Genomic DNA, 23,358 nt, shown 5'->3' on the forward strand with positions numbered 1-23,358 from the left:
TGAACATGGAGAGGCCCTTGGCACCCCGAATCCTGATCGCCGGTTTCCAGCACGAAACCAATACGTTTGCGCCATCGAAGGCCACCTACGCCAGTTTCGAGCGCGGCGAGGGCTTCCCGGCGATGGCGCGCGGCGACGATGTGCTGGCGCTGCGCGATGTGAATATCCCCGTGGGCGGATTCATCCAGGCCGCGCAGCGCAACGGCTGGGCCCTGCGCCCGGTGATCTGGGCCGGCGCCAGCCCGTCGGCCCATGTGACCCGGGATGCGTTCGAGCGCATCGCCGGCGAAATCGTCGCGGCTGCCCGCGCGGGCGGTTTCGATGCCATCTACCTGGACCTGCACGGCGCGATGGTGGCCGAGCATGCCGACGATGGCGAGGGCGAATTGCTGGCCCGCCTGCGCGAGGTGATCGGCCCGGCGGTGCCGCTGGTGGCGTCGCTGGACCTCCACGCCAATGTCACGCAGCGCATGCTCGACGCCGCCGATGCGCTGGTGGCCTATCGCACGTATCCGCACGTCGACATGGCCGAAACCGGCGTGCGCGCCGCCGAACTGCTGCAGCCGCTGCTGGCCGGCCCGCGCCGCTGGCGTGCCGCCGCCCGCCGCCTGCCGTTCCTGATTCCGATCAACGGCATGTGCACGATGCTGGAGCCCGCGCGCGGCCTGTACGCGGCGCTGGCCGAGCTGGAAGCGGGCGGGGTGGTGTCGCTGTCGTTCGCGCCCGGCTTCCCGGCCGCCGACTTTCCGGAGTGCGGGCCGGTGATCTGGGGCTATGGCGACGATGACGCCGCCGCCGAAGCCGCCGTGCAGGCGCTCTACGACCGGATGCTGGCCGAGGAGGCCGCGTGGGAGGTGCCGTTCCTGTCCCCCGACGACGCGGTGCGCCAAGCCATGCGGATGGCCGAAGGCGCCACGCGCCCGGTGGTCATCGCCGATACCCAGGACAACCCCGGTGCCGGCGGCGATTCGAACACGATGGGCATGCTGCGCGCGCTGCTGCGCAACGGCGCGCAGGGCGCGGCCATCGGCCTGATATGGGACCCGGCCGTGGCGGCTGCCGCGCATCGCGCCGGCGTGGGCGCGGTGATCGACGTGGCGCTGGGGGGCGTGTCCGGCGTGCCCGGCGACGAGCCGCTGCAGGGGCGCTTCGAGGTGCTCGGGCTGTCGGACGGCGTCTGCCGCTTTGGCGGCCCGATGATGCACGGCATGCTGGCCGATGTCGGGCCCGTGGCGCTGCTGGGTATCGGCGGCGTGCAGGTGGTGGTCAGCGGCGGCAAGGCGCAGATGCTCGATCGCAACCTGTATCGCGTGGGCGGGGTCGAGCCCGAGGCGATGAAGATCCTGGTGAACAAGAGCTCGGTACATTTTCGCGCGGACTTCCAGGGCATCGCCCATGCCGTGCTGGTGGCCAAGGCCCCGGGGCCGATGACGGCCGACCCGGCCGACCTGCCGTGGACGCGCCTGGCGCCCGGCATCCGCCTGAAGCCGATGGGCGAGCCGTTCCGGGCCTGACGCCTGACGCCTGACGCCTGAAGCCTGAAGCCTGACGCCGGGCGACCACGCGCCGGCGCTCAGAGCTTCTGCAATGCGGCCAGCCGGAAGATCTTCGCCCACAGGTTGGCGGCGTCCCGGTCGGCTACCGGTATCACCCATTCGCCCGGCTTGCCGTGGCGCAGGCCGACGACCACATACCAGCGGCCCTGGCGCGCCTCGGGCCGGGCCGCCTCGATGTCCGCGAAGATCAGCACCTGGCGCTGACCGTTCATCTGCAGCACGCAGTTCTTGCGTTCGGCGTCGACCTTGAGCGTCCCCCATTCTCCCCTCAGGGCCAGGATGCGCTCGCCTTTGACGCGCCGGCCATGGATGGCCCGGTAGCGGCGCAGCGCCGCCACGCACAGCGCCGCCAGTATCGCCAGTATGAGAATGTCGGCGGTGGCGCCGGCCAGCATGCCGGAAGCGGCCGTCACCAGCTGGTAGAGCCGGACCAGGCCATAAACGAAGGCAACGAGGATCGCGATGCCTAGGAGGATGAAGGGCACGTCCTGATTCCTGAAGGGTGGCGGGTAGGGCGGTGGATGCGGGCAGCGTCGGGGTATGCCCCGGCGCCAGTGTCGGACCGTGCGGGCCTATAATGGTTCGCCCCGCATCGCCGGACGGGGTTTGCCATCCGGTTCGGCCCATCGTCAATGCCATCGTATCCTCTCGTCCTTTGCCTGACCATTGCCGTGGTGTGCAGTGTGGGCATGGCCGTCGCGGCCTGGCCGCGCCGCGATGACCCTACCGTCCGTGCATTCCTGGTGCTGGCGGCGGGCGTCACCATCTGGAGCGGCGGCCGGTTGCTGGAAATCAGCGAGACGGCGCTGCCAGGCCGGATCTTCTGGGCCAAGTTCCAGTATGCGGGCATCGTGGCCGTGCCGATCGGCTGGCTGGTGGCGATGGTTCACCTGAGCCGGCCACGCTTTGTCGTGCCGTGGTCGATGCTCTGGGTGCCGGTGTTCTTCGCGGTGCTGACGCTGGCGCTAGTATTCACCAACGAACGCCACCACCTGATCTGGACGTCGATCGAACTGATGCCGCCGGGCGTGTCGCCGGGCGCGGTGTTTCACCACGGCATCGGCTACACCGCGGTGGCCGCCTGGACCTACGCGATGCTGGGCCTCAGCATGTATTTCCTGGCCACCGCCGAGGTGCCGAACGCGGCGCTGTCGGTGCGCGGCCGCAACGTGCTGATGGCGGGGCTGCTCCTGCCGCTGGTGACGCACATCGCCTACCTGTACCGCTGGACCGGCCCGCTGGGCGGCGACCTGACACCGGCCACCTTTTCGCTGATGACCCTGCTGGTGTGGGTCTGCGCGCTGCGCAAGCACCTGGACGATACCGGCCACTACGCGCGGCTGCGCGTGTTCGACGCGATCCGCGAGGGCTGCGCGATCCTGGGCGCCGACGGACGCATCGTCGAGTTCAATCCCGCCGCTGCCCGGCTGGTGCCCGACCTGCGCCGTGGCCAGATGCCGCCGCCGGCCTGGCACCACGCGCTGAGCGACCCCGACGAGGTGGCGCCCTTCATTCCCGATGGCCTGGGCTACGAACTGACGGTGGAGCCCGTGTGCCGGATGGACGGCAAGCAGATCGGCCTGCTGGTGTTCATGCGCGATATCAGCCGCTACCAGTCGCGCGAACAGGCGCTGGCTACGCAGCTTGGCGAAACGGCGGAGCAGCTGTCGCGCGTGCAGGCCGACCTCGATATCGACGCGCTGACCGGCATCCCCAACCGGCGTTACTTCCAGCGCGAATCGCTGGCCGCCGTGGCACGCGCCCATGAGCGCGACAAGGAAATCGGCCTGCTGATCCTGGATGTCGACCTGTTCAAGCAATTCAACGACCTGTACGGGCACCCCTGCGGCGACGACTGCCTGCGCCAGGTGGCCGAAGCCCTGACTGGCGTGCTGCGGGGCCCGCAGTTCTGCGCCCGGCTGGGCGGCGAGGAATTCGCGGTGGTACTGCCGGATTCGTCGGCGGACGAAACGCGAGCCATCGCCCGCAGCATGGTGGCGGTGGTGCGGGACCTTGCCATTCCGCACAACGGCACGCCCGTGCAGCCCTACGTGACGATCAGCGTGGGCGCGGTATGCGCGGTGCCCGAAGCCCCGCGCCTGGAGCCGCTGCTGCACCGCGCCGACAGCGCGATGTACCGCGCCAAGCGGGCGGGGCGCAACCGCTACGTGGTTGACGGCAGCCTGTACCTTGGGGTGCAGAACAGCTGATTTTGACGATCCCGTGAAAAAGGGCTTGCAAATCGCCAGAGCTTATGTAGAATTCGCGTCTCGCTTCAACGCAGCAATGCAGCGAAACGAAGCCCAGATGGCGGAATTGGTAGACGCACTAGGTTCAGGTCCTAGCGGTGGCAACACTGTGGAGGTTCGAGTCCTCTTCTGGGCACCAATTTTGAAAGCCCTGCTCAACGAGCAGGGCTTTTTCATTTCCGGCCCAGAAAGGGCAGTCCCGGGCTTTCGCCGGGCTGGCCCTCTCCCCCGACCCCTCTCCCGCGAAGCGGGAGAGGGGAGAACACCAACGGCATATCGACGGCGGCGGTTTGCTCCCCTCTCCCGCACGGCGGGAGAGGGGCGGGGGAGAGGGCGGGCGTATCAAGCTGCCACGCCGCCCACGCCCTGGCCCACCGCAACGCGCGCGTCCTGCGTCGCGGCCTGCCGGACCACATCCCCCACCATCTCGGCCGTCACGGCCGATAGCGTCCAGCCCAGGTGTCCGTGCCCCGTGTTGTAGAACACGTTGGCGGCGTGGCCACGGCCTACGCGCGGCATCATGTTTGGCATCATCGGACGCAGGCCGGCCCAGGGCACCACGCTGCGCGTGCTGACGCCGGGGAAGCAGGCATGCACCCAGTCGACCAGCGGACGGATGCGGTCGGCGCGGATGTCGCGGTTGATGCCGTTGAACTCCGCCGTGCCGGCCACGCGGAAGCGGTCTGGGCCCAGGCGGCTGGTCACGAGCTTGGTTTCGTCGTCGAGCAGGCTGACCGTCGGCGCGCTGGCCTGGCTTTGCGCATCGTTCAGGTTCACCGTGATCGAATAGCCCTTCACCGGATAGATGTTGACGCGGTCGCCCAGCTGCCGGGCGAAGGCGCGGCTGGCCACGCCAGCGCACACCACCACGCCATCGAATTCGCGCGATGTGGGCAGGTTGTCTTCCGCCGACACCACGGTGGCGCGCCGCCCCGTGGTGGCCACCGCGCGCACATCCTGGTTGTACAGCGTGTGCACGCCCAGGCGCTGGATCGCCGCGGCCAGGCCGCTGGTGAACTTGTGGATGTCGCCCGTGGCGTCGCTCTCGGTGTAGTAGCCGCCGTAGTAGTCGCCGGCCAGCGTGGGCTCGATGTCGCGCATCTCGGCCGGCGTGACCGCGTGGCGCTCCAGCCCGCCTTCGGCCAGCAGCTTCGACACCCGGCCGGCATGCTCGAATCCCGCCTTGTTGCGATAGATATGCAGGATGCCGCGCCGCTTCAGGTCGAAGTCGATGCCTTCAGCGTCGGCCCAGGCGAACAGGTGCTGGCGCGCGGCGATGGCCAGGCGCGCGGTCTCGACCGTGTTGGCGCGGTAATGCGGAATCGACGCCATGAACTCGGCGAACCAGCTCAGCTTGTGCCAGGTGGGGCGCGGATTCACCAGCAGCGGCGCATCGGCGCGCAGCATCCATTTGAGGCCCTTGGCCAGCGTGGACCAGTGCGTCCAGACTTCGGCGTTCGAGGCCGACAACTGGCCGCCGTTGGCGAACGACGTTTCCATGGCCGCATAGCGATGTCGCTCGAACAGCGTGACGGAGAACCCGCGCCTGGCCAGCGCGTACGCGGTCGTGACGCCGGTAATACCGCCGCCGATCACTGCAATGGTTTTCATGTGGAAGGGTCTTTCAGGACGTCATGAGGTGGCAGTCCACGGCGCACCATGCGCTTCTCGCGGACGCCCCCTCTGTCCTTGACCTGAGAGATTCGCGAGCCGGGGCTCGCTTGCTCCTTCGGTACCGCCGGCCGACGTACAAGCCGGGGTTCTTCAGAGTTCCATGGCGATACCGGTCCTTTTGCCTGAGAGTTTCCGGGGCGGTTGCTCCTTCGGCGCCGTGCTGCCTGGCGGCAGCGACGGGCTCTCCCGATATCGCGGGGTACAACGGTGGCCACTATGCCATAGAAATTAAGGATTCGGCCATCAGGTTTGTTGCCGTCAGGCCGAAGGCACCAGAAAGCGTTGCGCCAGCCGCACCCAGGCCGCGGCGCCCAGCGGCAGCACCTGGTCGTTGAAGTCGTAGCCGGGGTTATGGACCATGCAGCCGCCGAATTCTCCTTCGCCGTTGCCCAGGATCAGGTAGCAGCCGGGCACCGCATCGAGCATCCAGGCGAAGTCCTCGCTGCCATTGAGGCCCTTGGGCGCCTGCGTCACCACGTGCTCGGCGCCCACCAGCTCCTGGCAGACCTCGGCAGCCAGTGCGGTAGGGCCGGCCGCGTTGACCATCGGCGGCGTCAGCTGGCGATAGTCGATCTGCGCCGTCACGCCGTGGGCCTGCGCGGTCAGGCTGACAATCTCGTGGATGCGGGCTTCCACCAGCGCGCGCGTTTCGGGCCGCGCCGCGCGCACATTGAGGCCGAGCTTGACCTCCTCCGGAATCACGTTGTGCGTGGCACCGGCGTGGATGAAGCCGACCGATACCACGGCGGTGTCGTCGGGCGCCACGCTGCGCGCCACCACCGTTTGCAGCGCGGTGATGATGGCGGCCGACGCGGCAATGGGGTCCTTCGAACGATGGGGCATCGCGCCATGGCCGCCGACGCCGCGGATCGTGACATCGGCCACGTCGGACGACAGGCTGACCGGCCCCTCCAGCACCCGAAACGAACCGGCCGGCACGCCGGGCATGTTGTGCAGCGCGAAGACCGCATCGCACGGAAAGCGCTCGAACAGGCCGTCTTCCATCATCGCGCGCGCGCCGCACAGGTTCTCTTCGTCGGGCTGGAAGATCAGGTTCAGCGTGCCGTCGAAGCTGCGCGACCTGGCCAGCGCGTGGGCGGCGGCCAGCAGGATGGCGGTATGGCCATCGTGCCCGCAGGCGTGCATGCGGCCGGGCGTCTTGCTGGCGTAGGGCAGGCCGGTGGCCTCGACGATCGGCAGGGCGTCCATGTCGGCCCGGATGCCCAGCCGTCGCGTGCCGTTGCCGAGCTTCAACTGGCCCACCACGCCGCTCTTGCCAATGCCGGTGTGCACGTCGTAGCCCCAGCTTTCCAGCAGCGTGGCCACCAGCCGGCTGGTGGCGCCAACCTCGAAGCCCAGTTCGGGCTGCGCATGGATCTGGCGGCGGATATTGACGAAGGTCTCGGTGTCGATGGCAGGCAACAGGTGCGGCAGCAGCTGAAACGGGGTCAGGGTCGGTTCTCGGGTCATGGTGAGGTCTCGGAAAGTCAGGCTCGCGGCGTCGCGACGGATATCGACAGGGATCAGTGTTCGCGTTTCTCGACGATGCGCAGCACGGCCACCAGGGCCAGCACGCCGCACGCCATCATGTAGAAGGCGGGGGCCATCGGGTTGCCAGTCTTCGCCAGCAGCCATGTGACGACGAACTGCGACGACCCGCCGAACACCGTCACGCCCACGCTGTAGATCACGGCCAGGCCCGTGGCGCGCACGCCGGCGGGCAGCATTTCCAGCAGCATCAGGAACAGCGGCGTGGTGCCCAGGTTGATGCTGGCGGTCAGCAGCGCGGACATGCCCAGTACCAGCGGCACGCTCGGGTAGTGGTTCATCAGCCAGAACGCGGGATAGACGGCCAGCAGGCTGAACAGCAGCGACCCGGCCACCAGCGGCTTGCGGCGGTCAAGGCGGTCCGCCAGCGTGCCCGCAATCAGCGACACCACGAGCAGCGTGACGCCCGTGACGCAGCCGGACAGGAACGACAGCGACGCCGGCATATGCAGCACGCGGATCATGTAGGTCGGCATGAAGAACACCACCAGGTACATCGTGGCCGTACCGGCGGTGCCGGCCAGGATGCCCAGCACCACCTTGCCGGCGTGACGGCGGAACAGTTCGCCGACCGGGCTCGGCGCATGCGCGTCGGCCTCGTGCGTCTCGTCGAGATTGGCGCGGATATAGAGACCTACCGGCGCGATCAGCAGCCCGAGCAGGAACGGCACGCGCCAGCCCCAGCTTTCCAGCGCGGCGGTGGGCAGCAAGGCATAGAGCGTGGCGCCCGTGGCCGCGCCCGCCAGCGCGGAAATGCCCTGGCTGCCGATCTGCCAGCTCACGCGCCAGCCGCGGCCCTTGACGTCGCCGCCTTCCATCAGCATCGCCGTGGAGGCGCCAATCTCGCCGCCCAGCGAAAAGCCCTGCAGCAGCCGGCCCGCCAGGATGGTCAGCGACCCGAACACGCCAGCGGTGGCGTAGGTAGGGGCCAGCGCGATGCACAGCGTGCCCAGCACCATCAGGCCGATGGTCAGCGTCATGGCGGCCTTGCGGCCATGACGGTCGGCATAGTTGCCGATCAGTACGCCGCCCAGCGGCCGCATGACAAAGCCGATGCCGAACGTGGCCACGGCCAGCAGCAGCGACCCGTACGGGCTATCCGACGGAAAGAAGAGCTTGCCGATCAGCAGCGAGAAGAAGCTGTAGACCGTGAAGTCGAACATTTCCAGCGCATTGCCGATGGAGCATGCGGCGATCAGCCGGAACTGGCTTTGCTTTGCCCTGGCCGGGGTGACGGAAGTGGCGGGGGCGGCGACGCTGGCAGCGGAGAGCGGCGTGCCGGCGGGCAAGGTGGCGTCGTTCATGTGGGGCTCCACGAACTGGGTTGCGGAAATCGTGGAGCCCTGGCGGGCATCCATCGCTCAGGTTGTACGTCCTTGGCGATGCAGTATTCCGGCAAACACGCCGCCCCGAAAATCATTTATTGTCATCGTGATAACGAAATGGCATCACCGGCACCATCACTGGCCACGTACCATCAGGACTAGTACCTACGCGGCGCATTCCGGTGTGCCATGCACGGCAATTGCGCAGGCGCGCACCATCGCAAGGCATCGGCGGCAAGCCGGTGGGGAGAAACCCTGATGAAGCTGCAACAACTGCGCGTGCTGCTGGCGGTGGCCCAGCACGGCAGCATCCACGAGGCTGCGCGTAGCCTGCATACCTCGCAGCCGGCGCTGTCGAAGGCCATTGCGGAGCTGGAGCGCGAACTGGGCGTGACGCTGATGTCGCGCTCGGTGCGGGGGGTGAGCCTGACGGCCTATGGGCTGGCGCTGGTACGGCGCGCCACGGTGGTGGAGCAGGAACTGCGGCACGCGCTGGAAGATATCGAGTCGATTCGCGGGCACGCCGAGGCGCAGCTGCATATCGGCTTTACCGCCGTGGCGTCGAGCGGCGCGCTGCCGGAGGCAATGGCCGCCTACCGGCAGAGTTATCCGAATGTGACGCTGCGCGCGCTGGAGTTACGTCCGCAGCAGATCCTGGAAGGGTTGCGCGAGGGGCGGCTCGATCTTGGCCTGATCTCGACCAACAGCGGCCCCGGTGGCGGCGGCATGCAGTGGGAGCCGCTGTTTTCGGTGGGCATGGGCCTGGCCGTGCGGCCCGGGCATCCGCTGCGCCGTGCGCGACGCCTGCGTGCGCTGCTCGATGCGGACTGGCTGACGCTCGACCCGCTGGACGATCCCGGCAGCCCCCTGGCAAGCCTGATGCGCCTGCACCGCCTGGACATGCCCAGGCGCATCGTGCAGAGCGCGTCGAACCTGCTGGGGCTGCAGCTGGCAACCAGGACCGACCTGATCAGCGTATGGTCGAACTACGTGTTCGACGGCACGGGGCCGCTGAAGCTGGACCCCGAGGCCCTGGTGCGCTTGCCGATTGCCGACGAGCTGCCCGACTTCCAGCTTTTTCTGGTCTATCGCTCCGAGGACCTGATGACGCACGCCTGCGCGCAATTCACGCGCGAGGTGCGGCATGCGGCCAAGCCGCGCCGCGCACGCTGAGTCAGGACGGGGCGCGCGGACGTGGCGGCCAAAGCCTACTTCTTCAGCAGTCTCAGCAGTTCGTGGGCGCCAGCTTCGGACGAAGCGGGGTTCTGGCCCGTGACCAGCTGACCATCGACCACGGCGTAGCTGCCCCAGTCATCGGTGCGCGAGAACTGCCCGCCGTTTGCCTTCAGTACGTCTTCCACCAGATACGGCACGACACTGGTCAGCTGCACGGCCTCTTCCTCGGTATTGGTGAAGCCCGTGACCTTGCGGCCCTTGACCAGCGGCTCGCCGTCGGCCCGCTTCACGTGGCGCAGCACCCCCGGTGCGTGGCACACCAGGGCCATGGGTTTGCCGGCGCGGTCGAAGGCTTCGATCAGCGCGATGGAGCGCTTGTCTTCGGTCAGGTCCCACAGCGGGCCGTGGCCGCCGGGATAGAAGACCGCGTCGAAGTCGTCGGCCTTGACCTGATCCAGCGTCAGCGTGGCTGCAAGCTGCTTCTGGGCGGCCGCGTCGCCCTGGAACCGGCGCGTGGCATCGGTCTTGAAGTCGGGTTCGTCGCTCTTGGGATCGATCGGCGGCTGGCCGCCCTTGGGTGTCGCCAGCGTGACGTCGACGCCGGCATCCTTGAACACGTAGTACGGTGCCGCGAATTCCTCGAGCCAGAAGCCGGTCTTCTTGCCCGTGTTGCCAAGCTGGTCATGCGAGGTGAGCACCATCAGGATCTTCATTGCCGTTCTCCGGGTTGGTTGGCGCCGCGGCCACGCACGCGCAGCGGCGTTGGCAACCATCGTAGGCAGCGCGCGGCAATTCCGAAAGCCCGACGTTTCCGGTTATCAGGGCGAGGGGTCGGCGTCGCGCTGCTTGCGTCCGGTAAGCATCGCGGCGATCAGGTTTTCGCGGCCCTTGAGGCTCATCGCGATGGCCGCCGCCACATGCAGCGCAATCAGGCCGAGCAGCGTATTCGACAGCCAGCGATGAATGTCGATGGGCCAGTCCTCGCCCCAGAACGGGTCGAGCCGCGACATCCAGCCTGTGACGGCCAGCGCCAGGATCAGCGCCCACATGGCCAGCATCGTCACGGCGCCCAGCGGGGTATGGCTGACGAAGCGCGGCGCGCGGCCGCGCATCAGTGCACGGCCATAGGCCAGTACGCCGGCGGGACGCGGCAACCAGGCCCGGAAGCGCGCATGCTCTGTGCCGACGAAGCCCCAGACGATGCGGAACAGCACCAGCCCGGCGGCCACGTAGCCCAGGATGCGGTGCAACGGGTCGCCGGAGTCGTCGATCAGGTCATAGCAGACGATGGCCGCCACGCTCCAGTGCGTGAAGCGGACGGCCACGTCCCAGACGCGAATCGTGTCGCGCGGATAAACGCGATCCGCCGGGGTGGCCATGCTTACTTCCCGATTTCCGATTTGACGACGTCCAGCGTCTTGGTATCGAAATAGATCTCGGCCTTCTTGCCGTCCTTCGTGGTGCCGTAGATTTCGTAGCAGTTGCCGTCGACCTTGAACTTCTTGATGTTGTAGCCCTGGGCCTCGATCTTGGCTTTCGCGTCGGCCTCGGGCATCCATTCGGACTTCGGATGCTTCTCGCATTTGGCGCCTGCGAACGCGGCAGTGGAAAACAGGCCGACAAAGGCTGCGGCGACGATCTTGTGCATGGCTCAACTCCTCGGACAAATAAGCCCATCTGGGCGGGGTGCAGGCATCGTAGAGCCTAATGAGATCGATTCTCAATATAGGTTTTCCCGATGCCCGTGGCCTGCCATCGCACACTCGCCGAAAATGTCACGTCGATGTCACGTTCTCGTAATATCCCTACATTGAACGTGGACTTCATCATTGTTCGTCTTGTGGGACAATCGCGGCCCATCGGGTAAGGGTTTTCCCGGTGCCGAGCTTCGAAAGGTTTCGCATGAAAACGATTGACTGGAAGGACTGGGAAATCTTCTGCCGCGTGGTGGAAGGGGGTGGCTTCACGCAAGGGGCCGAACTGGCCGAAGTTCCGAAGTCATCGGCAAGCGCCGCCGTGGCGCGGCTGGAAGGCCAGCTTGGCGTGCGACTGTTCGAGCGCACCACGCGCCGTGTACGCGTCACCCAGCGCGGCCAGCAGCTCTACGACCGCGTGGCGCCATTGTTCGGCGCGCTACGCGAGATCAGCGCCGAAGCGGCCTCGGTCAGCGCCGAAGTGAGCGGCTCGATCCGGATCGCCACGCCCTACGAGGTGGGTTCGCAGCATCTGTCGCCGACAGTGAACCGGTTGCTCAAGCAACACCCGTCGCTGCGCGTGCAACTGGACATGAACTGGGACCAGCCCGACCTCATCCGCCACGGCTACGACCTGGCCTTCGTGATGACCGATACGAGCCTGCATGACAGCTCGTTCGCCAGCAAGCGCGTGGTGCTGATCGAGCGCGCGTTCTACGCGGCGCCCTCGCTGATTCGCGAGCGCGGCCTGCCGCGCGCGCCGCAAGACCTGCAGGGCTGGCCGACCGTGGGCAACCTGGACGATTCGAACTGGGAATTCGTGCGCGATGGCGTGGAGACGTTTTCGCTGGATGTGGCACCGCGCATCTGCACGCACAACGCCGAGGTGCGGCTGAAGGCGGCGGTCGATGGCCTGGGCGTCACGCGCCTGTCGCCGCGCTTCGTCCACGAGCAACTGGTGCAGGGCCAGCTGGTGCGCGTGCTGCCCGGCTATTCGTCGTCGCCGCTCAAGGTGTATGTGCTGATGCCCGCGCGCAAGCTGATGCCGGCCAGCGTGCGCGCCTTCCTGAACGCGCTGGAAGAAACGCTGGGGGTGCCGGAGAACGCGCGCCGTCCCACTTCGCGCCTGGGAGCCACCTTGCTGCCGGACACCGCCGAGGCGCCGGACGGGGAAGACGCCGCGCCCACGATCCTGACGCTGGAGTGACCGGCCGGCGCGCGATTCAGTAAGGCTGGTCGCCGCTGCGCAGGTCGAAGCCGAGCGTGTCGGCAATCTCCAGCATTTCGTCGTCGTCCTCGCTGCGCGTGATCCAGCCTGCGTACGCGTCGCCGCCGGTATCCCAGTTCCACAGCGTGTAGCCGGCCACGCGCAGCTGGTCGGTGGCCAGCTCCATCAGCTCGGGCACGCTGGTGCCCTCCAGGAAATCCTCGTCCTCGGGGTCGTCGGTGCCCCAGTTGATCTCCAGGTCGATGCGCTCGCAAAGCTGGTTGAGACAGCCGATGAAGGATTCGACGTCCTTCCAGTCGACATGGAAGCCCGCTTCCCAGTCGATGATCTCCTTGATCTGGAAGAGCAGCATCTCGGCGTCGGCCTCGTCTTCCTCGGCGTCGTCCAGGGCTTCCTCGAACAGCGCCAGATGCCGCGTGGTCTGCTGGGTGTCTCCCAGATTGATCAGCGCAAACAGGCGGCTAACCGCGTCCTGCGCGTCGTCGTCCAGTTCTATTGCCATCTGTGGCTCCTTTGTGGTCCGGCTACGCCTGTCATGCGGCCACTTTCCCGATCTCGCGATGCCCCCGCGGCGTCACGCGCAATGCCCGTGACGCCTGGGTAGGCTCGATCCAGCCCTTCTCGAGCATGGTTTCCAGCAAGGCGGCACCCAGCGCGCCGCCCAGATGGGGCTTGCGCTCGCTCCAGTCGGGACAGGTGCAGGCGAACTGGCGGCGCTTGCGCCGCGTGGCGCCGAGGTCAATGCCCAACTGCGCCATGGCCTGCGTGCCGTCGCCGGTCAGGTCGATCCGCGTGCCGTCCACGGCCAGCCATCCCGCCTGCGACATTCGTTCGAACAGACCCACCGCAAGTTCCCCGGCCAGGTGGTCATAACAGGTGCGGGCCTGCCTGAGCGCCGGCGGCGTCCCGCGCGAAACGGGCACGGTCCGCATGCGTGGCGGCTGGCTGACCAGCGACGCCGTGGCCAGCGCCTCGATGGCCACGCCGATTTCCGGCGCGGCCAGACGGTAGTAGCGGTTGCGACCGCGCGATTCCACGGCCAGCAGGCCGCCATCGGACAGCCGTGCCAGATGGCCGCTGGTGGACGACGCCGACAGCCCGGCGATCAGCGCCAGCTCGCCCGCGGGCCGGGCACTGCCATCCATCAGCGCCCACAGCATCGCCGCGCGCCCGGGATCGGCAAGCAGGCCGGCCAGCTGGCTGATGCCTGGAGCGTATTCCATAGTTCATGCATGGGTGAAGGGACGGATGCAAGTATAGGCAATTCGTGGCGCAGCTGATCTCCGACAATTTTCGCCTTAAACGACATTTATCGTCTTAAATAACAATTATCGTCTTAAATATACAATTGCTGCCATAACAAATGTCTTCTTGAGGCCTAGGCTGTCGACAGCAAGGCCCAGCGCAGGGTCTGCCTGTAATTGGGGTACGGTGGCGCAGACGCCAAATTCCTGCTTCTCGCCCCGCCTTCATTGGTGAGTTACCGTCCGGCGAACGAAAGGATGGTTTTCCGACATGCAATCCACGACTGTAAAGTGCGATGGCGTGCGCTCCACAGTAGTCAATTCACAGCAGCCGCGCAGATCCGAAGGGCTGTCGGTGATCTACGGCCGACAGGCACCCGAGTAAGGAACTGCGATTGCTGTGTACTTTCGCCTTTAGACTACGCCCGAGAGGGTATCCAGTGGCCCGTGCGGATTCCAGGAATGAATCTGTTCGAGAATCCTCTGAAGGGGTGAAGGGGTGAAGGGCTGAAGGGGTTGTGCGCGCGGAATAAAGGTTGGGAGGGCGCTCCGGAAAAGACTGGGATAACGCCGGAAACCCAAGCTAGGACTGGCTTCCCAATCTTTAGGATCTCGTCCCTTGGACCGTCGGACGGCTTTGGGCTGACCTACGTTGCGCAGACATTGGCTGATCTTGTCGGGCAGAGGCTGCTCCCTCAGCGTCTACATTTTAGGTCAGATTTTTGGAGGCGTTAGAAGCCCACTACTCGGCAACGCTCCAGGTTTCCGGTCAGCCACTTTGGGCGTCTTCCCGCGCCCGCTCCAACTTTGACCCGTTTCCGGGTGAATGAAAAGCACGGGCGTCTTGAGTGAGTGTTTCGCTTTTCTAGACTGTTCACCGTGACATGGATAGCTGGTCGATCGTCGCTATCCAATAACTGCTTCAGATCTTCCGGTCCGCGATCCACACTTCTCAGCAATCTGAGAATCTCCTCAATCGCAAGCGCTCGTTTGCGTTCAATCTCGTCTAGGACCTGCTCTCGGCGGCGTTTCAGCGCCGGATATTGGAGTCTCATTCGCATTGCCTCCCCACTGTTCGACTTGAAGAGCGGTCATTCCTTCCTTGACGTCCTTGGCTTGTGAGAGCCAGCGTGGGGCCGTTCGATGAACAGTTCCTGCAGCGACACCTCAAGAGCGACTGCAAGCAACACAAGGTTGTCGAGCGACACGTTTACGAGCATTCGTTCAACCTGGCTCACATATGTGCGATGAAGCTTGGCTTCATCCGCGAGCGCTTCTTGCGACCACTTTCGTTGAGCGCGTAGTGCTTTGATGTTGGCCGATAGGTTTGCGCGTGCCTGCTGTTGAAGCGCTTGAGTGTCGTGGTGAGTGTCGTGGGCCATATGGCCGAAAGCATCACCTTCCTCTGGGGTTAGAATCTACAGCCTATGAATCGACAGTTGTTGAATCTACAGAGTTTACATCTCATTCTTGTAAGCCTAAACTTGCTAAGTGGGACACTGCGTTGAGACAACGTGCGTCGCGGTCAAGGATCAATTTTCTGGGTTTCCTTGAGGTCAAGGGCTGCGCTACACGTATGCCTCGGTTGATCGGCTTAGTCGAGTGCCGCGGACGATGAGGCAGTGATCTCTAATTTTCTTGGAATGTCGTGGGGATCGGGATGTTGCGCGTCAGCGTTGAGCACTGGCCGGAAGGCAAAAAGGAGCGAAGCACTACTATAGCTTTCGCCGATATCAAGCGGACCCGAGCGGGAGATCTATCCGATTACGAGGTCGTTTTGTTTGAGGATGGGATGTGGCGGGGCGCGTTTGGGACAGTAGAGAACTATCCGGGTTGGTCCGCCAGCGTGTGGGATCTGGTTGCCCGGTCCCTAGCGAGCGCGTTGTCCGGCGCAGAAGAGTTGCCCAAGCGACCGACACCAGTTGTGGCGCCGACCCACCGATTTGAAGGCGTCAGCTTCGTCCATCTGCGAGAGATTCCGGAGCCGGCACGCAGGCATTTTGAGCGAAGCATCCAAGGCAAGGCGCGTCCTGTAATCAGCGGGTTATCGGACCCATACGCTTGTGCCTGGGACTGGTTTGACTTCATAAATGGATAACCTGTGGCGCGGATGGCGTCGGCGAGATTGCTGCCACAGGTGGAGGCGCGGCTGCCGATTATCGGGTCTATTTGAGGAAGGCCTCCTGCCCGACACGAGACAGGCGACATGCGACCCGTGGTGGTCGGCAAGCATCTGGGATCCGGTCGCCCGCTCTAATGTGCCGCGTTGTCGGGCGGCAAGGAACTGCCTCCGCGACCGGCCGTTCCAGATGTGCCGATCCTCCGGCCCAGTGCGTCCAGTATTCCCTATGTCCGCCTGCGGGAGATCCCGGAGCCGGCACGCACGTTCTTCGCCGACAACATCCGGTACTCCACGGTGCCGGGAATCTGCGAGGATCGCTTTCCGATGGGACTGCGCCTATGCGTGGAACTGGAAGGATCTCTTGAGTGGAGATCGCTAAGAAAACGAGGGCGACAGCAGTTGCGTCTCGATTGTCCAGCGTTCGATGCTACATAGGAGACGCAAGCATGCTTTGGGGTACCGGTTCTCTGGTCAGTAAGCCGACATTTCATCTGGGTGGCTGGAGCATCGTGCAGACAGATGCCGGTGGGGAACACTTGGTAGGCATCGATCTTGATACCGGTGCAGGGCAGGTCAGTAGCGCCATCATTCGGTTCGACGCCAGCACCATGCGGTGCCAAACGGCAAGTGGACGCATCTATGTCTTACATGAAACGTCCGGTCTCTCGGCCCGGGAAGCCTGGTATGTGTGGGAAGCCTGGTGTCAGGTCAACGGCGTCGAGAGTTGGACCGATGTCACCGCCCGCTATCCTCATGACGCCGCGTCGGCAGGGCGGCGTTCGGAAGCACCGTGACGCAAAGGAAACGCATGGTAAATGTCCAATCAACGACATTCGTGAGGCGCGTCACGTCTGGAGTGCGGATGATCGAAACGTTGACGCTTGGCTGCACCAGCGGGTGGGGACCCCGCTTATGATGCGTTGCGCGTCGATCTCTCCAGGGCGAAGTCGGCAGATCAACTTCGCGCATCAGTGGCAACGCGGCTCGCAGGATTGGCATCTAAGTCGACCCACGAGGACTGACGCGATAGCAAAACTGTGCATGCAGATTCTACCGCGACGCGCAACACGTTTGTCGCGGTGCACGGGCTGTCCCTCGGCAAGCACCGGATGTTCTGACACGAGGAGGAGCGATGGAAGCCCCAGCGATGAACATCGCCTCAGCGCGCAATCGTCGACGTGCTCGGCGGCGACACGCAAGGCGCCTGCGATTACGCGTCAATTACATTCTGCACGCAATTGCCGATGTGCGCGCCGACGTGATCGAAGTCTGGATTGCGGCAACGCGAGCAAATGGCGGGCGGCTGCCGGCAGGGTTAGTTCCAGACACGGCGTTGGCTGCCGTCGGGAGAGCGATCGTGTTGCCCTGGCGGCTTATCCCATCCGTGCCGATACGGGAAACCCGCCGAGTCACGCGCGCCATGAGTACGCAGGGTGCCATCGCACTCGGGAAAGAGATCGCTCAAAAAGAACTGGAAGTCCGAGACCATGCTCAGCAACTCGAGCACAAGGAGAGGGGGCTCCTACTAATGCTACGCGACGCGGAGCAGGGCCTCACTGATGCTCTTGAAGGCCGTGTGAGGTCTTTGGATGGGTTACGGGAGTCGATGAAGCGACGCTGACGGCTCGGTGAAGCGCTTGGCATCTGGACAATAAGCTGCGAACGATGTTGGAGATTTCTATGGAATCGCAGTGTGTTGACGGGGAAACCTCCCATACAGCGGGGAACACGACTCACTCGAGGGCGTTCGTCCTGTTGACGATCCTGTTCCTGGGTCAAGCGCAGATTGAGCAAGGAAAATTTACTGACATTGCCGACGTTTTCGCAGAACTCGATGAACTGGACCGGCAGGAAAGGAATTGTAGATGAAACCTGCAGAAAATTAACGCAGCAATGCATGGTGGCGAGTGTGCTGCAGGCGCCAGCATACCGGTCGACACCCACGTCGCAAAGAATGCCACTGGCGACCCGAGCATCATGGACGGAAATTTGCTGCCAGCAGGTCGCGGCGCACAATCGTTGTTAGGAGGAATGCGACCATGGCCACTCGTCGAAAGACCGCGCCGCTGGACACGGACGTCTATCAGGTTTGCGCGCAATCGTCACCCAAACTTAGCGCGTTGGCGCTTGAGCACGTCCGGTATTTCATCAGGGATGAGACACCGTGGTTGAAATTGTCGTTTGTGGATCAAAGTTTGCCGCCCGTGGTCATTGCAGTGTCGACGATTGCGGAACTCGCTGAGGCAAGCGTCAAGGATTTGCTCGCGCTGCAGCTGAGCCCGGCGGGCGACACCATCATTTCCGATTCGCTGGACGTCCATCTAAGCGTGGAGGGCCTGTTCCGAGATCTTACGTGCCCACGCGCCTAAAGCTTGCTCAGGGCGGTGGCCTTGTCGAGCCAGCGCCGAGTTCTTCGTTGGGCCAGCTCGTCGCTGAGGCCGAGTGACGAATCCAGCAGTACAAAGTGATCATCGTCATCGTCATCGCCATCAGCACTGTCACTGCAGGCGTGTTCGCCATAGATGGAATCATCGATGGCCAACCAACTCGCGAGCCGATGCTCGTGGGCGCATTATGGCGATCACAGTTCCATCTTGGATGGCGCCGAAGCGCGGTCTGACCGCCGCCATGGTATCCACAACACGTTGTGATAGCACAGGTGGCAGGTGCGCAATGACCACTTCGCGTGGAAGACTGTCCAACCAGGACGTGGTCGGGACAATCTCGACGTCTGGGTATGCGCTAAGGAGACCGGCAAGGATTGGCGCAAATCCGAAGGGCGAGCGTCCGGAATCCAGACTGATGCCGCCTTCCCGGTCGAGATAGGCACTACCAGCGTAAAGAGTACCGTCGAAATCAACAAATAGGGTAGGGCCGTGGCTCACAAAAGACTGTTGTCGTGGGACAGCCGCCGCCGGCGCTTCAGAAGGGGCGCCGATCGGCCAACACGATGGCCCGGGGCCGCAACATCTAAGCCATACTGTATGTCACGACCGACGCTCCCAGAGCGGTTGCGATATCAGCGTTTATCACAATACCTACGCGTGCGATGCTAAACGGTGGTGGAAAGTTTTGCTGCAACACGAGGATTGTGAGGTCAGGTTCAAGAGGGGACGGGAGGCGCGACCGAAAAATAAGCGTTCCGATTTGTTGCGGCGGGGAAAAGCTACGGGAGAATTGTCCTGCGCCGATTGGGCGCGTCTAAGGAACGTTTGATGATTGCACCAAAGACCGAAGCCAAACCATTGCCCCCGTTTGTCGTCCTTACCGTTGAGGTCAGAGGCGGCTCCCGATGCGAACTGAATTTCGTTGCAGCGTGTGTCGCGGAAAGGAAAGTGCTCGAATTGTCCGGCGTGGCCACATGGCGGGGCAAGGCAGACGATGATTGGCATTGTGTCATTGATCAGCAAAGCAGGACGAAGGTTGCTCAGGCAGCGAACCATGGCGCAGATCTACCGGCACTTATCCGTAGTTGCGAAGAGCAAATCGGCAACGTGATGTTGCATGAGGATCCGTTCCGCCCGGAATTGGTCAGGGGCATGTGCTATCGCTAGAAGATGTTGCAATTGTAGGTGGCAGGGTCATGGCAGTCTGGAGTTTGGAGACTCCAAATGGAGGGAACGTAGTCTGTTCCTTACCCCTGCTTGACGAGGTTGGTAGGAGATACGATCGCGATGGCATGACGCGGACGCTTCAGTGGATTCTTCGCAATGATGATCCGCTTGAGAGCCTCTTCCCCCGGCTGCTGGCGTCCGCAGAGGCAGAAGGTCAGCGGCTTTTGGACGAGAAGCGAAGCGACGGATCAAAAGTCGTTTCCTTTTTCCACTGATAGACGGCCAACGAGAGCTACCAACTGCTTAGGGGTGGCGGCAATTTCGTGGGGATCAGCGGGCGGCGGGAGGGGGGCAACCGGCTTGTCTCGCCGGTTTGCGCTGGTTGCAGTCCATCCCAGGCGGTGATTCGCTACTCGGTAAAGAAACCTGCGCTTTGATACGTTCACCTCGCTCGACTGCCTGAGCCTAGTGGTGACCATGCCGCAGGTGCTGATGGCGCGCAGCGACATGCAGGTGAAGAACGTCGACACAGCTGGTGGCCTACCTGAAGGCGCCTCCAGGAGACGGATCGGCCGGCACAGCATCGGCGTGTCACGAGAACAGCGCCCATTGTTGAGTAGAGCAGTGCCTGCGCAACTTGGCTCTTGTAACCAGAATGGGTAGCGGCCGGGATCTACGAAAGGGGTCTCATACCGGTCCCTAGACTGTGAAGCGAAGTTCCGTGGCGACCTTTCATAGCATCTGAGCGGTTTTGCATCAGTGAAGGGCGCTCTCGCTCTGCCGCCGACTCCGGCCGACCGTCCCTGACCGACCCTTAGCGGACGGCTGTCCCTCTCTAAAGCGGTCATTCCATTCTAGATTTTTGCCGGACGGCGCAATTCGGGATCGCATTATAGTGCGACCTCAAAACAACTCTTCGGACCCGCGTCGCTACTTCATGTCATAGACGCCATCCGGCACCGGTCGGATGGCGTTGCCGCGATTAAACCTGCGTAAGCTGGTCACGGACAGGCAACGACCGGATCCGGGTTCCCGTTGCCGCAAAGATCGCGTTGCAAAGCGCCGGCGCGACGGGAGGAACGGGCGGCTCGCCGACACCGCCAGGCGGCACCGAGAGGTCGCCGCCGACCATCCAGGTATGGATAGCCCGTGGTGCCATGTGGGAGCGCAAGATCTCGAAGTCGTGGAAGTTACTTTGCTGGACGCGGCCGTCCTTGAACGAGATCTCTCCCAGCATTGCGAGACTGACCCCCATCACGCAGCCGCCTTCCACCTGCGAGCGGATGCGCTCGGGGTTGACTTGAGGTCCGCAATCGATCGCCACGTCCACGCGGGGGATGGTGATCTGGCCCTTGGCATCCACCGACACTTCAACCACGGTGGCCACATAGGTCACGAAGCTGTACGCCATGGCAATGCCAAGCCCATGGCCCTTCGGCAGCTTGCGCCCCCAGTTTGCTCTGCGCGCGGCCTCCTCGATTACCGAACGCATGCGGCCGGTATCAAGCGGATAAAGGTCTGGCGATTCGTTGTAGTTCCAGCTATCCGACAGCGTCGTGGGATCAATCTTGCGCGGCGGTCCGATGAGTTCAAGTAGATAGTCTTTCGGATCGCGCCCGGCGTGATGCGCTAGTTCGGCGACAAAGCTCTGAACCGCGAATGCGTGTGGGATGTTCGATACCGAGCGAAACCAGCCAATGCGGGTATGAGCCGGCACGTCGGCCGATTCGAGGCGGATCGACGGAATCTGGTACGGGATGTTGATGGCTGTCATCCCGGCCTCGAACGGCGCTTTGCCTTGGGCGCCGACTTTGAAGGTCGAAGCAATCGTGGGCGCAGCAGACCTGTGCAGCCATGCCGTGGGCTTGCCCTTGGCATCCACCATGGCCTCCATGCGCTCGACCGATACCGTGTGGTAGTAGTCGTGATGGATATCGTCGTCACGCGTCCATTGCAGCTTGACCGGCTTGCCGTCCATCGCCTTTGACACCAGCGCGGCTTCGGAAATGAAGTCTGCCATCGACTTGCGGCCGAAGCCTCCCCCCAGGAGCGTGACATGCAGCGTTACATTCTTGGCATCGAGACCAACATGCTTTGCCACGCTTTCCAACGCCCCCTGAGGCGCCTGCGAAGGCGCCCAGATCTCGCACTTCCCTTCGACGAAACGGGCCGTTGCCACAGGCGTTTCCATTGAGGCGTGTGCTAGATGCGGAATAAAATACTGGGCGGACACCTTACGCTGTTTGCTGGCAGCAGCCAGCGCGGACACTGCATCGCCAACATTGCGCAACGCCTTGCCGGACTGTTGCACTGCGGCTTCAAGCGTACGGCGGAAGGTGGCGGAGTCATAGCTGGAATTCGCACCATCGTCCCATTCGAGCTTGAGTGCCGCGCGGCCCTGCATCGCCGCCCACGTGTTCGTCGCCACCACGGCGACTCCTCCCACCGGATTGAACAGCGGCGGACCGTCGTAGCTTTTCAGTTCGACCACACGCAATACACCGGGAACTCTCAGTGCGTCGGTGCTATCCACCTTGCGTAGCTTGCCGCCATAGACGGGCGGACGGGCGATGACTGCGTAGACCATGCCCGACAGCCGCACGTCAATCCCGTACGTCGCCTTGCCTTGCACAATATCGCGGCTGTCGGTCGGCATGATCTTGCCCTTGCCGATATAGCGGAATGCGTCCGGCTGCTTGAGGCGTAGCTGATCATGCTTTGGCACCGGTTGTCGCATCGCAGCCTCGGCCAAGTCTCCATATCCGATCCGCCGAGCGGTGGATGCATGGATGACTTCGTGGTTGCGTGCCTCTACCTCTGCGACCGGTACCTTCCAGTTCGCCGCTGCAGCGGCTTCTAGCATTTGACGTGCCGAAGCCCCCATGCGACGCATAGGTTCCAGAAAATGCCGCATGCTGCGAGACCCGTCCACGTTCTGGCTGCCATAGCGCGCCTCGTTCGCGTCTGCCTGGACAATCTTGACTCGGCTCCAGTCCGCTTCCATTTCATCGGCGACGACCATCGGCAGGCTGGTCCGCACGCCTGTGCCCATCTCGGCACGATGCGCCACGATCGTCACGGTGCCGTCCCGAGCAATCGAGACGAACACCAGCGGATCGTCCACGACGCCACCGGGCATCGCTGCCCCGCCGTATTTCCTTTCGGGCTGCTCCGCCGCAGCCTTGCTGACAAGGCCGCCGAACTGGAGCGACAACGCGAATACCGCGCCTGCCTGGAGAATGCGGCGGCGGCCTGGTTTTTCGAGGGTTTTGAGATCGGTGCTCGTCATGCCTTGTTCCCGGTCTGGTTGGCAGCGAGGCGTGAGGATGCCAGCTTCACCGCAGCGTTGATGCGGGTGTACGTGCCGCATCGGCACAGATTGCCGCTCATCCCTGCGACGATTTGCTCGTCAGTGGGTTTTGGATTTGCCTTCAGCAGCGCGGTGGCAGTCATGATCTGTCCCGCTTGGCAGTAGCCGCATTGGGCCACGCCCAACTCTACCCATGCATCCTGGACGGCTCGCCCTACGCGATCGGAATCCATCGATTCAATTGTGTGCACTCGCTTGTCGCCAATTCCAGAGATCGGGGTGACGCAGGAGCGAACGGGCTGCCCGTCGACGTGCACGGTGCATGAACCGCAAAGCGCCATGCCGCAGCCAAACTTGGTTCCCGTGAAGCCGAGGGCATCACGCAGCGTCCACAGGAGCGGGGTTTCGGGGGAGAGGTCGACCTCGTGGACTTGGCCGTTGATACTTAACGTTGTCATGGATGGATTGGGGCAGGGGAGATCGCGGAATGGTATGGGATGCCGAAGGGTGACATTACCCCTACTGGCTCATTAGCCCAATGAATCAAATTCAGCCGATGATTCATGAGGCTGGCTCATCAAGGCAACAAGTATGGTGCGGCTAGTCAGCGGTAATTCCTCTTGGGAAGATAACGTAATCGAGGGTAGTAGCCGACCCACAAGGGACAATCGAGATCGC

General features: G+C 63.8%; 23 protein-coding genes, 1 tRNA gene, 1 pseudogene and 1 riboswitch. Of the genes and pseudogenes, 10 read left to right on the forward strand and 15 right to left on the reverse strand.

Annotation, left to right across the window (positions count from 1 at the left end; genetic code table 11):
- Positions 1 to 17: 17 nt before the first annotated feature.
- A complete protein-coding gene (locus AC3G88_RS24495) occupies positions 18 to 1,514 on the forward strand; it encodes a M81 family metallopeptidase (protein WP_488773929.1) in 1,497 nt (498 codons plus the stop codon).
- Positions 1,515 to 1,573: 59 nt separating this feature from the next.
- On the opposite strand, the gene AC3G88_RS24500 is transcribed toward AC3G88_RS24495, so the two are convergent.
- On the reverse strand, positions 1,574 to 2,041 hold the full coding sequence (locus AC3G88_RS24500; protein WP_488773930.1) for a hypothetical protein: 468 nt from the start codon (positions 2,039 to 2,041) through the stop codon (positions 1,574 to 1,576).
- A gap of 147 nt (positions 2,042 to 2,188) precedes the next feature.
- On the opposite strand from AC3G88_RS24500, the gene AC3G88_RS24505 reads away from it, so the two are divergent.
- Positions 2,189 to 3,766, forward strand: coding sequence for a diguanylate cyclase domain-containing protein (locus tag AC3G88_RS24505; RefSeq protein ID WP_488773931.1), 1,578 nt, complete (start codon positions 2,189 to 2,191; stop codon positions 3,764 to 3,766).
- A gap of 91 nt (positions 3,767 to 3,857) precedes the next feature.
- Positions 3,858 to 3,944: transfer RNA gene (locus AC3G88_RS24510), tRNA-Leu, on the forward strand.
- A 203-nt stretch (positions 3,945 to 4,147) separates the two neighbouring features.
- Here AC3G88_RS24510 and AC3G88_RS24515 read toward each other — a convergent pair.
- The 3 genes from AC3G88_RS24515 to AC3G88_RS24525 all read right to left on the reverse strand — a co-directional run bounded on the left by AC3G88_RS24515 (position 4,148) and on the right by AC3G88_RS24525 (position 8,331).
- Entirely contained in the window at positions 4,148 to 5,416 is a 1,269-nt protein-coding gene (locus AC3G88_RS24515; protein WP_488773932.1) for a D-amino acid dehydrogenase, read from the reverse strand.
- 163 nt (positions 5,417 to 5,579) lie between these two features.
- A riboswitch (glycine riboswitch) is annotated at positions 5,580 to 5,678 on the reverse strand.
- Between the two features lie 59 nt (positions 5,679 to 5,737).
- Positions 5,738 to 6,949, reverse strand: coding sequence for a M20 aminoacylase family protein (locus tag AC3G88_RS24520; protein WP_488773933.1), 1,212 nt, complete (start codon positions 6,947 to 6,949; stop codon positions 5,738 to 5,740).
- 53 nt (positions 6,950 to 7,002) lie between these two features.
- A complete protein-coding gene (locus tag AC3G88_RS24525; protein ID WP_488773934.1) occupies positions 7,003 to 8,331 on the reverse strand; it encodes an MFS transporter in 1,329 nt (442 codons plus the stop codon).
- Positions 8,332 to 8,610: 279 nt separating this feature from the next.
- Here AC3G88_RS24525 and AC3G88_RS24530 point away from each other — a divergent pair, with 279 nt between their 5' ends.
- On the forward strand, positions 8,611 to 9,525 hold the full coding sequence (locus AC3G88_RS24530) for a LysR family transcriptional regulator (RefSeq protein WP_153946994.1): 915 nt from the start codon (positions 8,611 to 8,613) through the stop codon (positions 9,523 to 9,525).
- A 35-nt stretch (positions 9,526 to 9,560) separates the two neighbouring features.
- Here the strand turns inward: AC3G88_RS24530 and AC3G88_RS24535 are convergent, their stop codons facing one another.
- From AC3G88_RS24535 to AC3G88_RS24545, 3 genes are all read right to left on the reverse strand, one after another.
- Positions 9,561 to 10,241, reverse strand: a complete 681-nt coding sequence (locus AC3G88_RS24535) for a type 1 glutamine amidotransferase domain-containing protein (protein WP_488773935.1) — start codon at positions 10,239 to 10,241, stop codon at positions 9,561 to 9,563.
- A 105-nt stretch (positions 10,242 to 10,346) separates the two neighbouring features.
- Entirely contained in the window at positions 10,347 to 10,907 is a 561-nt protein-coding gene (locus AC3G88_RS24540; RefSeq protein WP_488773936.1) for a cytochrome b/b6 domain-containing protein, read from the reverse strand.
- A 2-nt stretch (positions 10,908 to 10,909) separates the two neighbouring features.
- Positions 10,910 to 11,176: a PepSY domain-containing protein gene (locus AC3G88_RS24545; protein ID WP_488773937.1), complete on the reverse strand. Its 267-nt coding sequence runs from the start codon at positions 11,174 to 11,176 to the stop codon at positions 10,910 to 10,912.
- A gap of 254 nt (positions 11,177 to 11,430) precedes the next feature.
- Here AC3G88_RS24545 and AC3G88_RS24550 point away from each other — a divergent pair, with 254 nt between their 5' ends.
- Entirely contained in the window at positions 11,431 to 12,429 is a 999-nt protein-coding gene (locus AC3G88_RS24550; RefSeq protein ID WP_488773938.1) for a LysR family transcriptional regulator, read from the forward strand.
- Between the two features lie 16 nt (positions 12,430 to 12,445).
- Here the strand turns inward: AC3G88_RS24550 and AC3G88_RS24555 are convergent, their stop codons facing one another.
- The 4 genes from AC3G88_RS24555 to AC3G88_RS24570 all read right to left on the reverse strand — a co-directional run bounded on the left by AC3G88_RS24555 (position 12,446) and on the right by AC3G88_RS24570 (position 15,076).
- Positions 12,446 to 12,952: a DUF6630 family protein gene (locus AC3G88_RS24555; protein WP_400396325.1), complete on the reverse strand. Its 507-nt coding sequence runs from the start codon at positions 12,950 to 12,952 to the stop codon at positions 12,446 to 12,448.
- 31 nt (positions 12,953 to 12,983) lie between these two features.
- Entirely contained in the window at positions 12,984 to 13,673 is a 690-nt protein-coding gene (locus tag AC3G88_RS24560) for an ArsR/SmtB family transcription factor (protein WP_488773939.1), read from the reverse strand.
- A gap of 735 nt (positions 13,674 to 14,408) precedes the next feature.
- Positions 14,409 to 14,531: an H-NS family nucleoid-associated regulatory protein gene (locus AC3G88_RS24565; RefSeq protein ID WP_488773940.1), complete on the reverse strand. Its 123-nt coding sequence runs from the start codon at positions 14,529 to 14,531 to the stop codon at positions 14,409 to 14,411.
- Positions 14,532 to 14,785: 254 nt separating this feature from the next.
- Positions 14,786 to 15,076 carry a helix-turn-helix domain-containing protein gene (locus AC3G88_RS24570; RefSeq protein ID WP_488773941.1) on the reverse strand — a complete coding sequence of 97 codons (291 nt, stop codon included), beginning with the start codon at positions 15,074 to 15,076 and terminating at the stop codon, positions 14,786 to 14,788.
- A gap of 1,186 nt (positions 15,077 to 16,262) precedes the next feature.
- Between AC3G88_RS24570 and AC3G88_RS24575 the strand changes: the two genes are divergently transcribed.
- The 3 genes from AC3G88_RS24575 (at position 16,263) to AC3G88_RS24585 (ending at position 18,185) form a co-directional block, all read left to right on the forward strand.
- Positions 16,263 to 16,610, forward strand: a complete 348-nt coding sequence (locus tag AC3G88_RS24575) for a hypothetical protein (RefSeq protein ID WP_488773942.1) — start codon at positions 16,263 to 16,265, stop codon at positions 16,608 to 16,610.
- A 338-nt stretch (positions 16,611 to 16,948) separates the two neighbouring features.
- Positions 16,949 to 17,437, forward strand: coding sequence for a hypothetical protein (locus AC3G88_RS24580; protein ID WP_488894070.1), 489 nt, complete (start codon positions 16,949 to 16,951; stop codon positions 17,435 to 17,437).
- Between the two features lie 418 nt (positions 17,438 to 17,855).
- Positions 17,856 to 18,185, forward strand: coding sequence for a DUF2442 domain-containing protein (locus AC3G88_RS24585; protein ID WP_488773943.1), 330 nt, complete (start codon positions 17,856 to 17,858; stop codon positions 18,183 to 18,185).
- Here the strand turns inward: AC3G88_RS24585 and AC3G88_RS24590 are convergent.
- On the reverse strand, positions 18,182 to 18,358 hold the full coding sequence (locus AC3G88_RS24590) for a hypothetical protein (protein ID WP_488773944.1): 177 nt from the start codon (positions 18,356 to 18,358) through the stop codon (positions 18,182 to 18,184). The genes AC3G88_RS24585 and AC3G88_RS24590 overlap by 4 nt on opposite strands.
- Here AC3G88_RS24590 and AC3G88_RS24595 point away from each other — a divergent pair.
- Complete coding sequence (locus AC3G88_RS24595) at positions 18,281 to 18,436, forward strand: hypothetical protein (RefSeq protein WP_488773986.1); 156 nt, start codon at positions 18,281 to 18,283, stop codon at positions 18,434 to 18,436. The two genes, AC3G88_RS24590 and AC3G88_RS24595, sit on opposite strands and share 78 nt — an antisense overlap.
- Positions 18,437 to 18,494: 58 nt before the next feature.
- Here the strand turns inward: AC3G88_RS24595 and AC3G88_RS24600 are convergent.
- Positions 18,495 to 18,701 (reverse strand): annotated as a pseudogene (locus AC3G88_RS24600) (HAD domain-containing protein); the annotation flags it as partial.
- Between the two features lie 330 nt (positions 18,702 to 19,031).
- On the opposite strand from AC3G88_RS24600, the gene AC3G88_RS24605 reads away from it, so the two are divergent.
- Entirely contained in the window at positions 19,032 to 19,370 is a 339-nt protein-coding gene (locus tag AC3G88_RS24605) for a hypothetical protein (RefSeq protein ID WP_488773945.1), read from the forward strand.
- 982 nt (positions 19,371 to 20,352) lie between these two features.
- On the opposite strand, the gene AC3G88_RS24610 is transcribed toward AC3G88_RS24605, so the two are convergent.
- Entirely contained in the window at positions 20,353 to 22,659 is a 2,307-nt protein-coding gene (locus AC3G88_RS24610) for a xanthine dehydrogenase family protein molybdopterin-binding subunit (RefSeq protein WP_488894071.1), read from the reverse strand.
- Positions 22,656 to 23,138, reverse strand: coding sequence for a (2Fe-2S)-binding protein (locus AC3G88_RS24615; RefSeq protein ID WP_488894072.1), 483 nt, complete (start codon positions 23,136 to 23,138; stop codon positions 22,656 to 22,658). The genes AC3G88_RS24610 and AC3G88_RS24615 overlap by 4 nt, the downstream gene beginning before the upstream one ends.
- Positions 23,139 to 23,358 lie beyond the last annotated feature (220 nt).

It is taken from the genome of Cupriavidus sp. 86D6 (genome assembly GCF_057815095.1).

Excerpts from the sequence above, each read along its gene's own strand:
- AC3G88_RS24610 (WP_488894071.1), bottom strand. The coding sequence starts at position 22,659 with ATGACGAGCACCGATCTCAAAACCCTCGAAAAACCAGGCCGCCGCCGC.
- AC3G88_RS24570 (WP_488773941.1), bottom strand. The coding sequence starts at position 15,076 with ATGGCCCACGACACTCACCACGACACTCAAGCGCTTCAACAGCAGGCA.
- AC3G88_RS24580 (WP_488894070.1), top strand. The coding sequence starts at position 16,949 with ATGGAAGCCCCAGCGATGAACATCGCCTCAGCGCGCAATCGTCGACGT.
- AC3G88_RS24545 (WP_488773937.1), bottom strand. The coding sequence starts at position 11,176 with ATGCACAAGATCGTCGCCGCAGCCTTTGTCGGCCTGTTTTCCACTGCC.
- AC3G88_RS24585 (WP_488773943.1), top strand. The coding sequence starts at position 17,856 with ATGGCCACTCGTCGAAAGACCGCGCCGCTGGACACGGACGTCTATCAG.
- AC3G88_RS24515 (WP_488773932.1), bottom strand. The coding sequence starts at position 5,416 with ATGAAAACCATTGCAGTGATCGGCGGCGGTATTACCGGCGTCACGACC.
- AC3G88_RS24530 (WP_153946994.1), top strand. The coding sequence starts at position 8,611 with ATGAAGCTGCAACAACTGCGCGTGCTGCTGGCGGTGGCCCAGCACGGC.
- AC3G88_RS24575 (WP_488773942.1), top strand. The coding sequence starts at position 16,263 with ATGCTTTGGGGTACCGGTTCTCTGGTCAGTAAGCCGACATTTCATCTG.
- AC3G88_RS24605 (WP_488773945.1), top strand. The coding sequence starts at position 19,032 with ATGATTGCACCAAAGACCGAAGCCAAACCATTGCCCCCGTTTGTCGTC.
- AC3G88_RS24535 (WP_488773935.1), bottom strand. The coding sequence starts at position 10,241 with ATGAAGATCCTGATGGTGCTCACCTCGCATGACCAGCTTGGCAACACG.
- AC3G88_RS24520 (WP_488773933.1), bottom strand. The coding sequence starts at position 6,949 with ATGACCCGAGAACCGACCCTGACCCCGTTTCAGCTGCTGCCGCACCTG.
- AC3G88_RS24525 (WP_488773934.1), bottom strand. The coding sequence starts at position 8,331 with ATGAACGACGCCACCTTGCCCGCCGGCACGCCGCTCTCCGCTGCCAGC.
- AC3G88_RS24505 (WP_488773931.1), top strand. The coding sequence starts at position 2,189 with ATGCCATCGTATCCTCTCGTCCTTTGCCTGACCATTGCCGTGGTGTGC.
- AC3G88_RS24550 (WP_488773938.1), top strand. The coding sequence starts at position 11,431 with ATGAAAACGATTGACTGGAAGGACTGGGAAATCTTCTGCCGCGTGGTG.
- AC3G88_RS24555 (WP_400396325.1), bottom strand. The coding sequence starts at position 12,952 with ATGGCAATAGAACTGGACGACGACGCGCAGGACGCGGTTAGCCGCCTG.
- AC3G88_RS24615 (WP_488894072.1), bottom strand. The coding sequence starts at position 23,138 with ATGACAACGTTAAGTATCAACGGCCAAGTCCACGAGGTCGACCTCTCC.
- AC3G88_RS24540 (WP_488773936.1), bottom strand. The coding sequence starts at position 10,907 with ATGGCCACCCCGGCGGATCGCGTTTATCCGCGCGACACGATTCGCGTC.
- AC3G88_RS24560 (WP_488773939.1), bottom strand. The coding sequence starts at position 13,673 with ATGGAATACGCTCCAGGCATCAGCCAGCTGGCCGGCCTGCTTGCCGAT.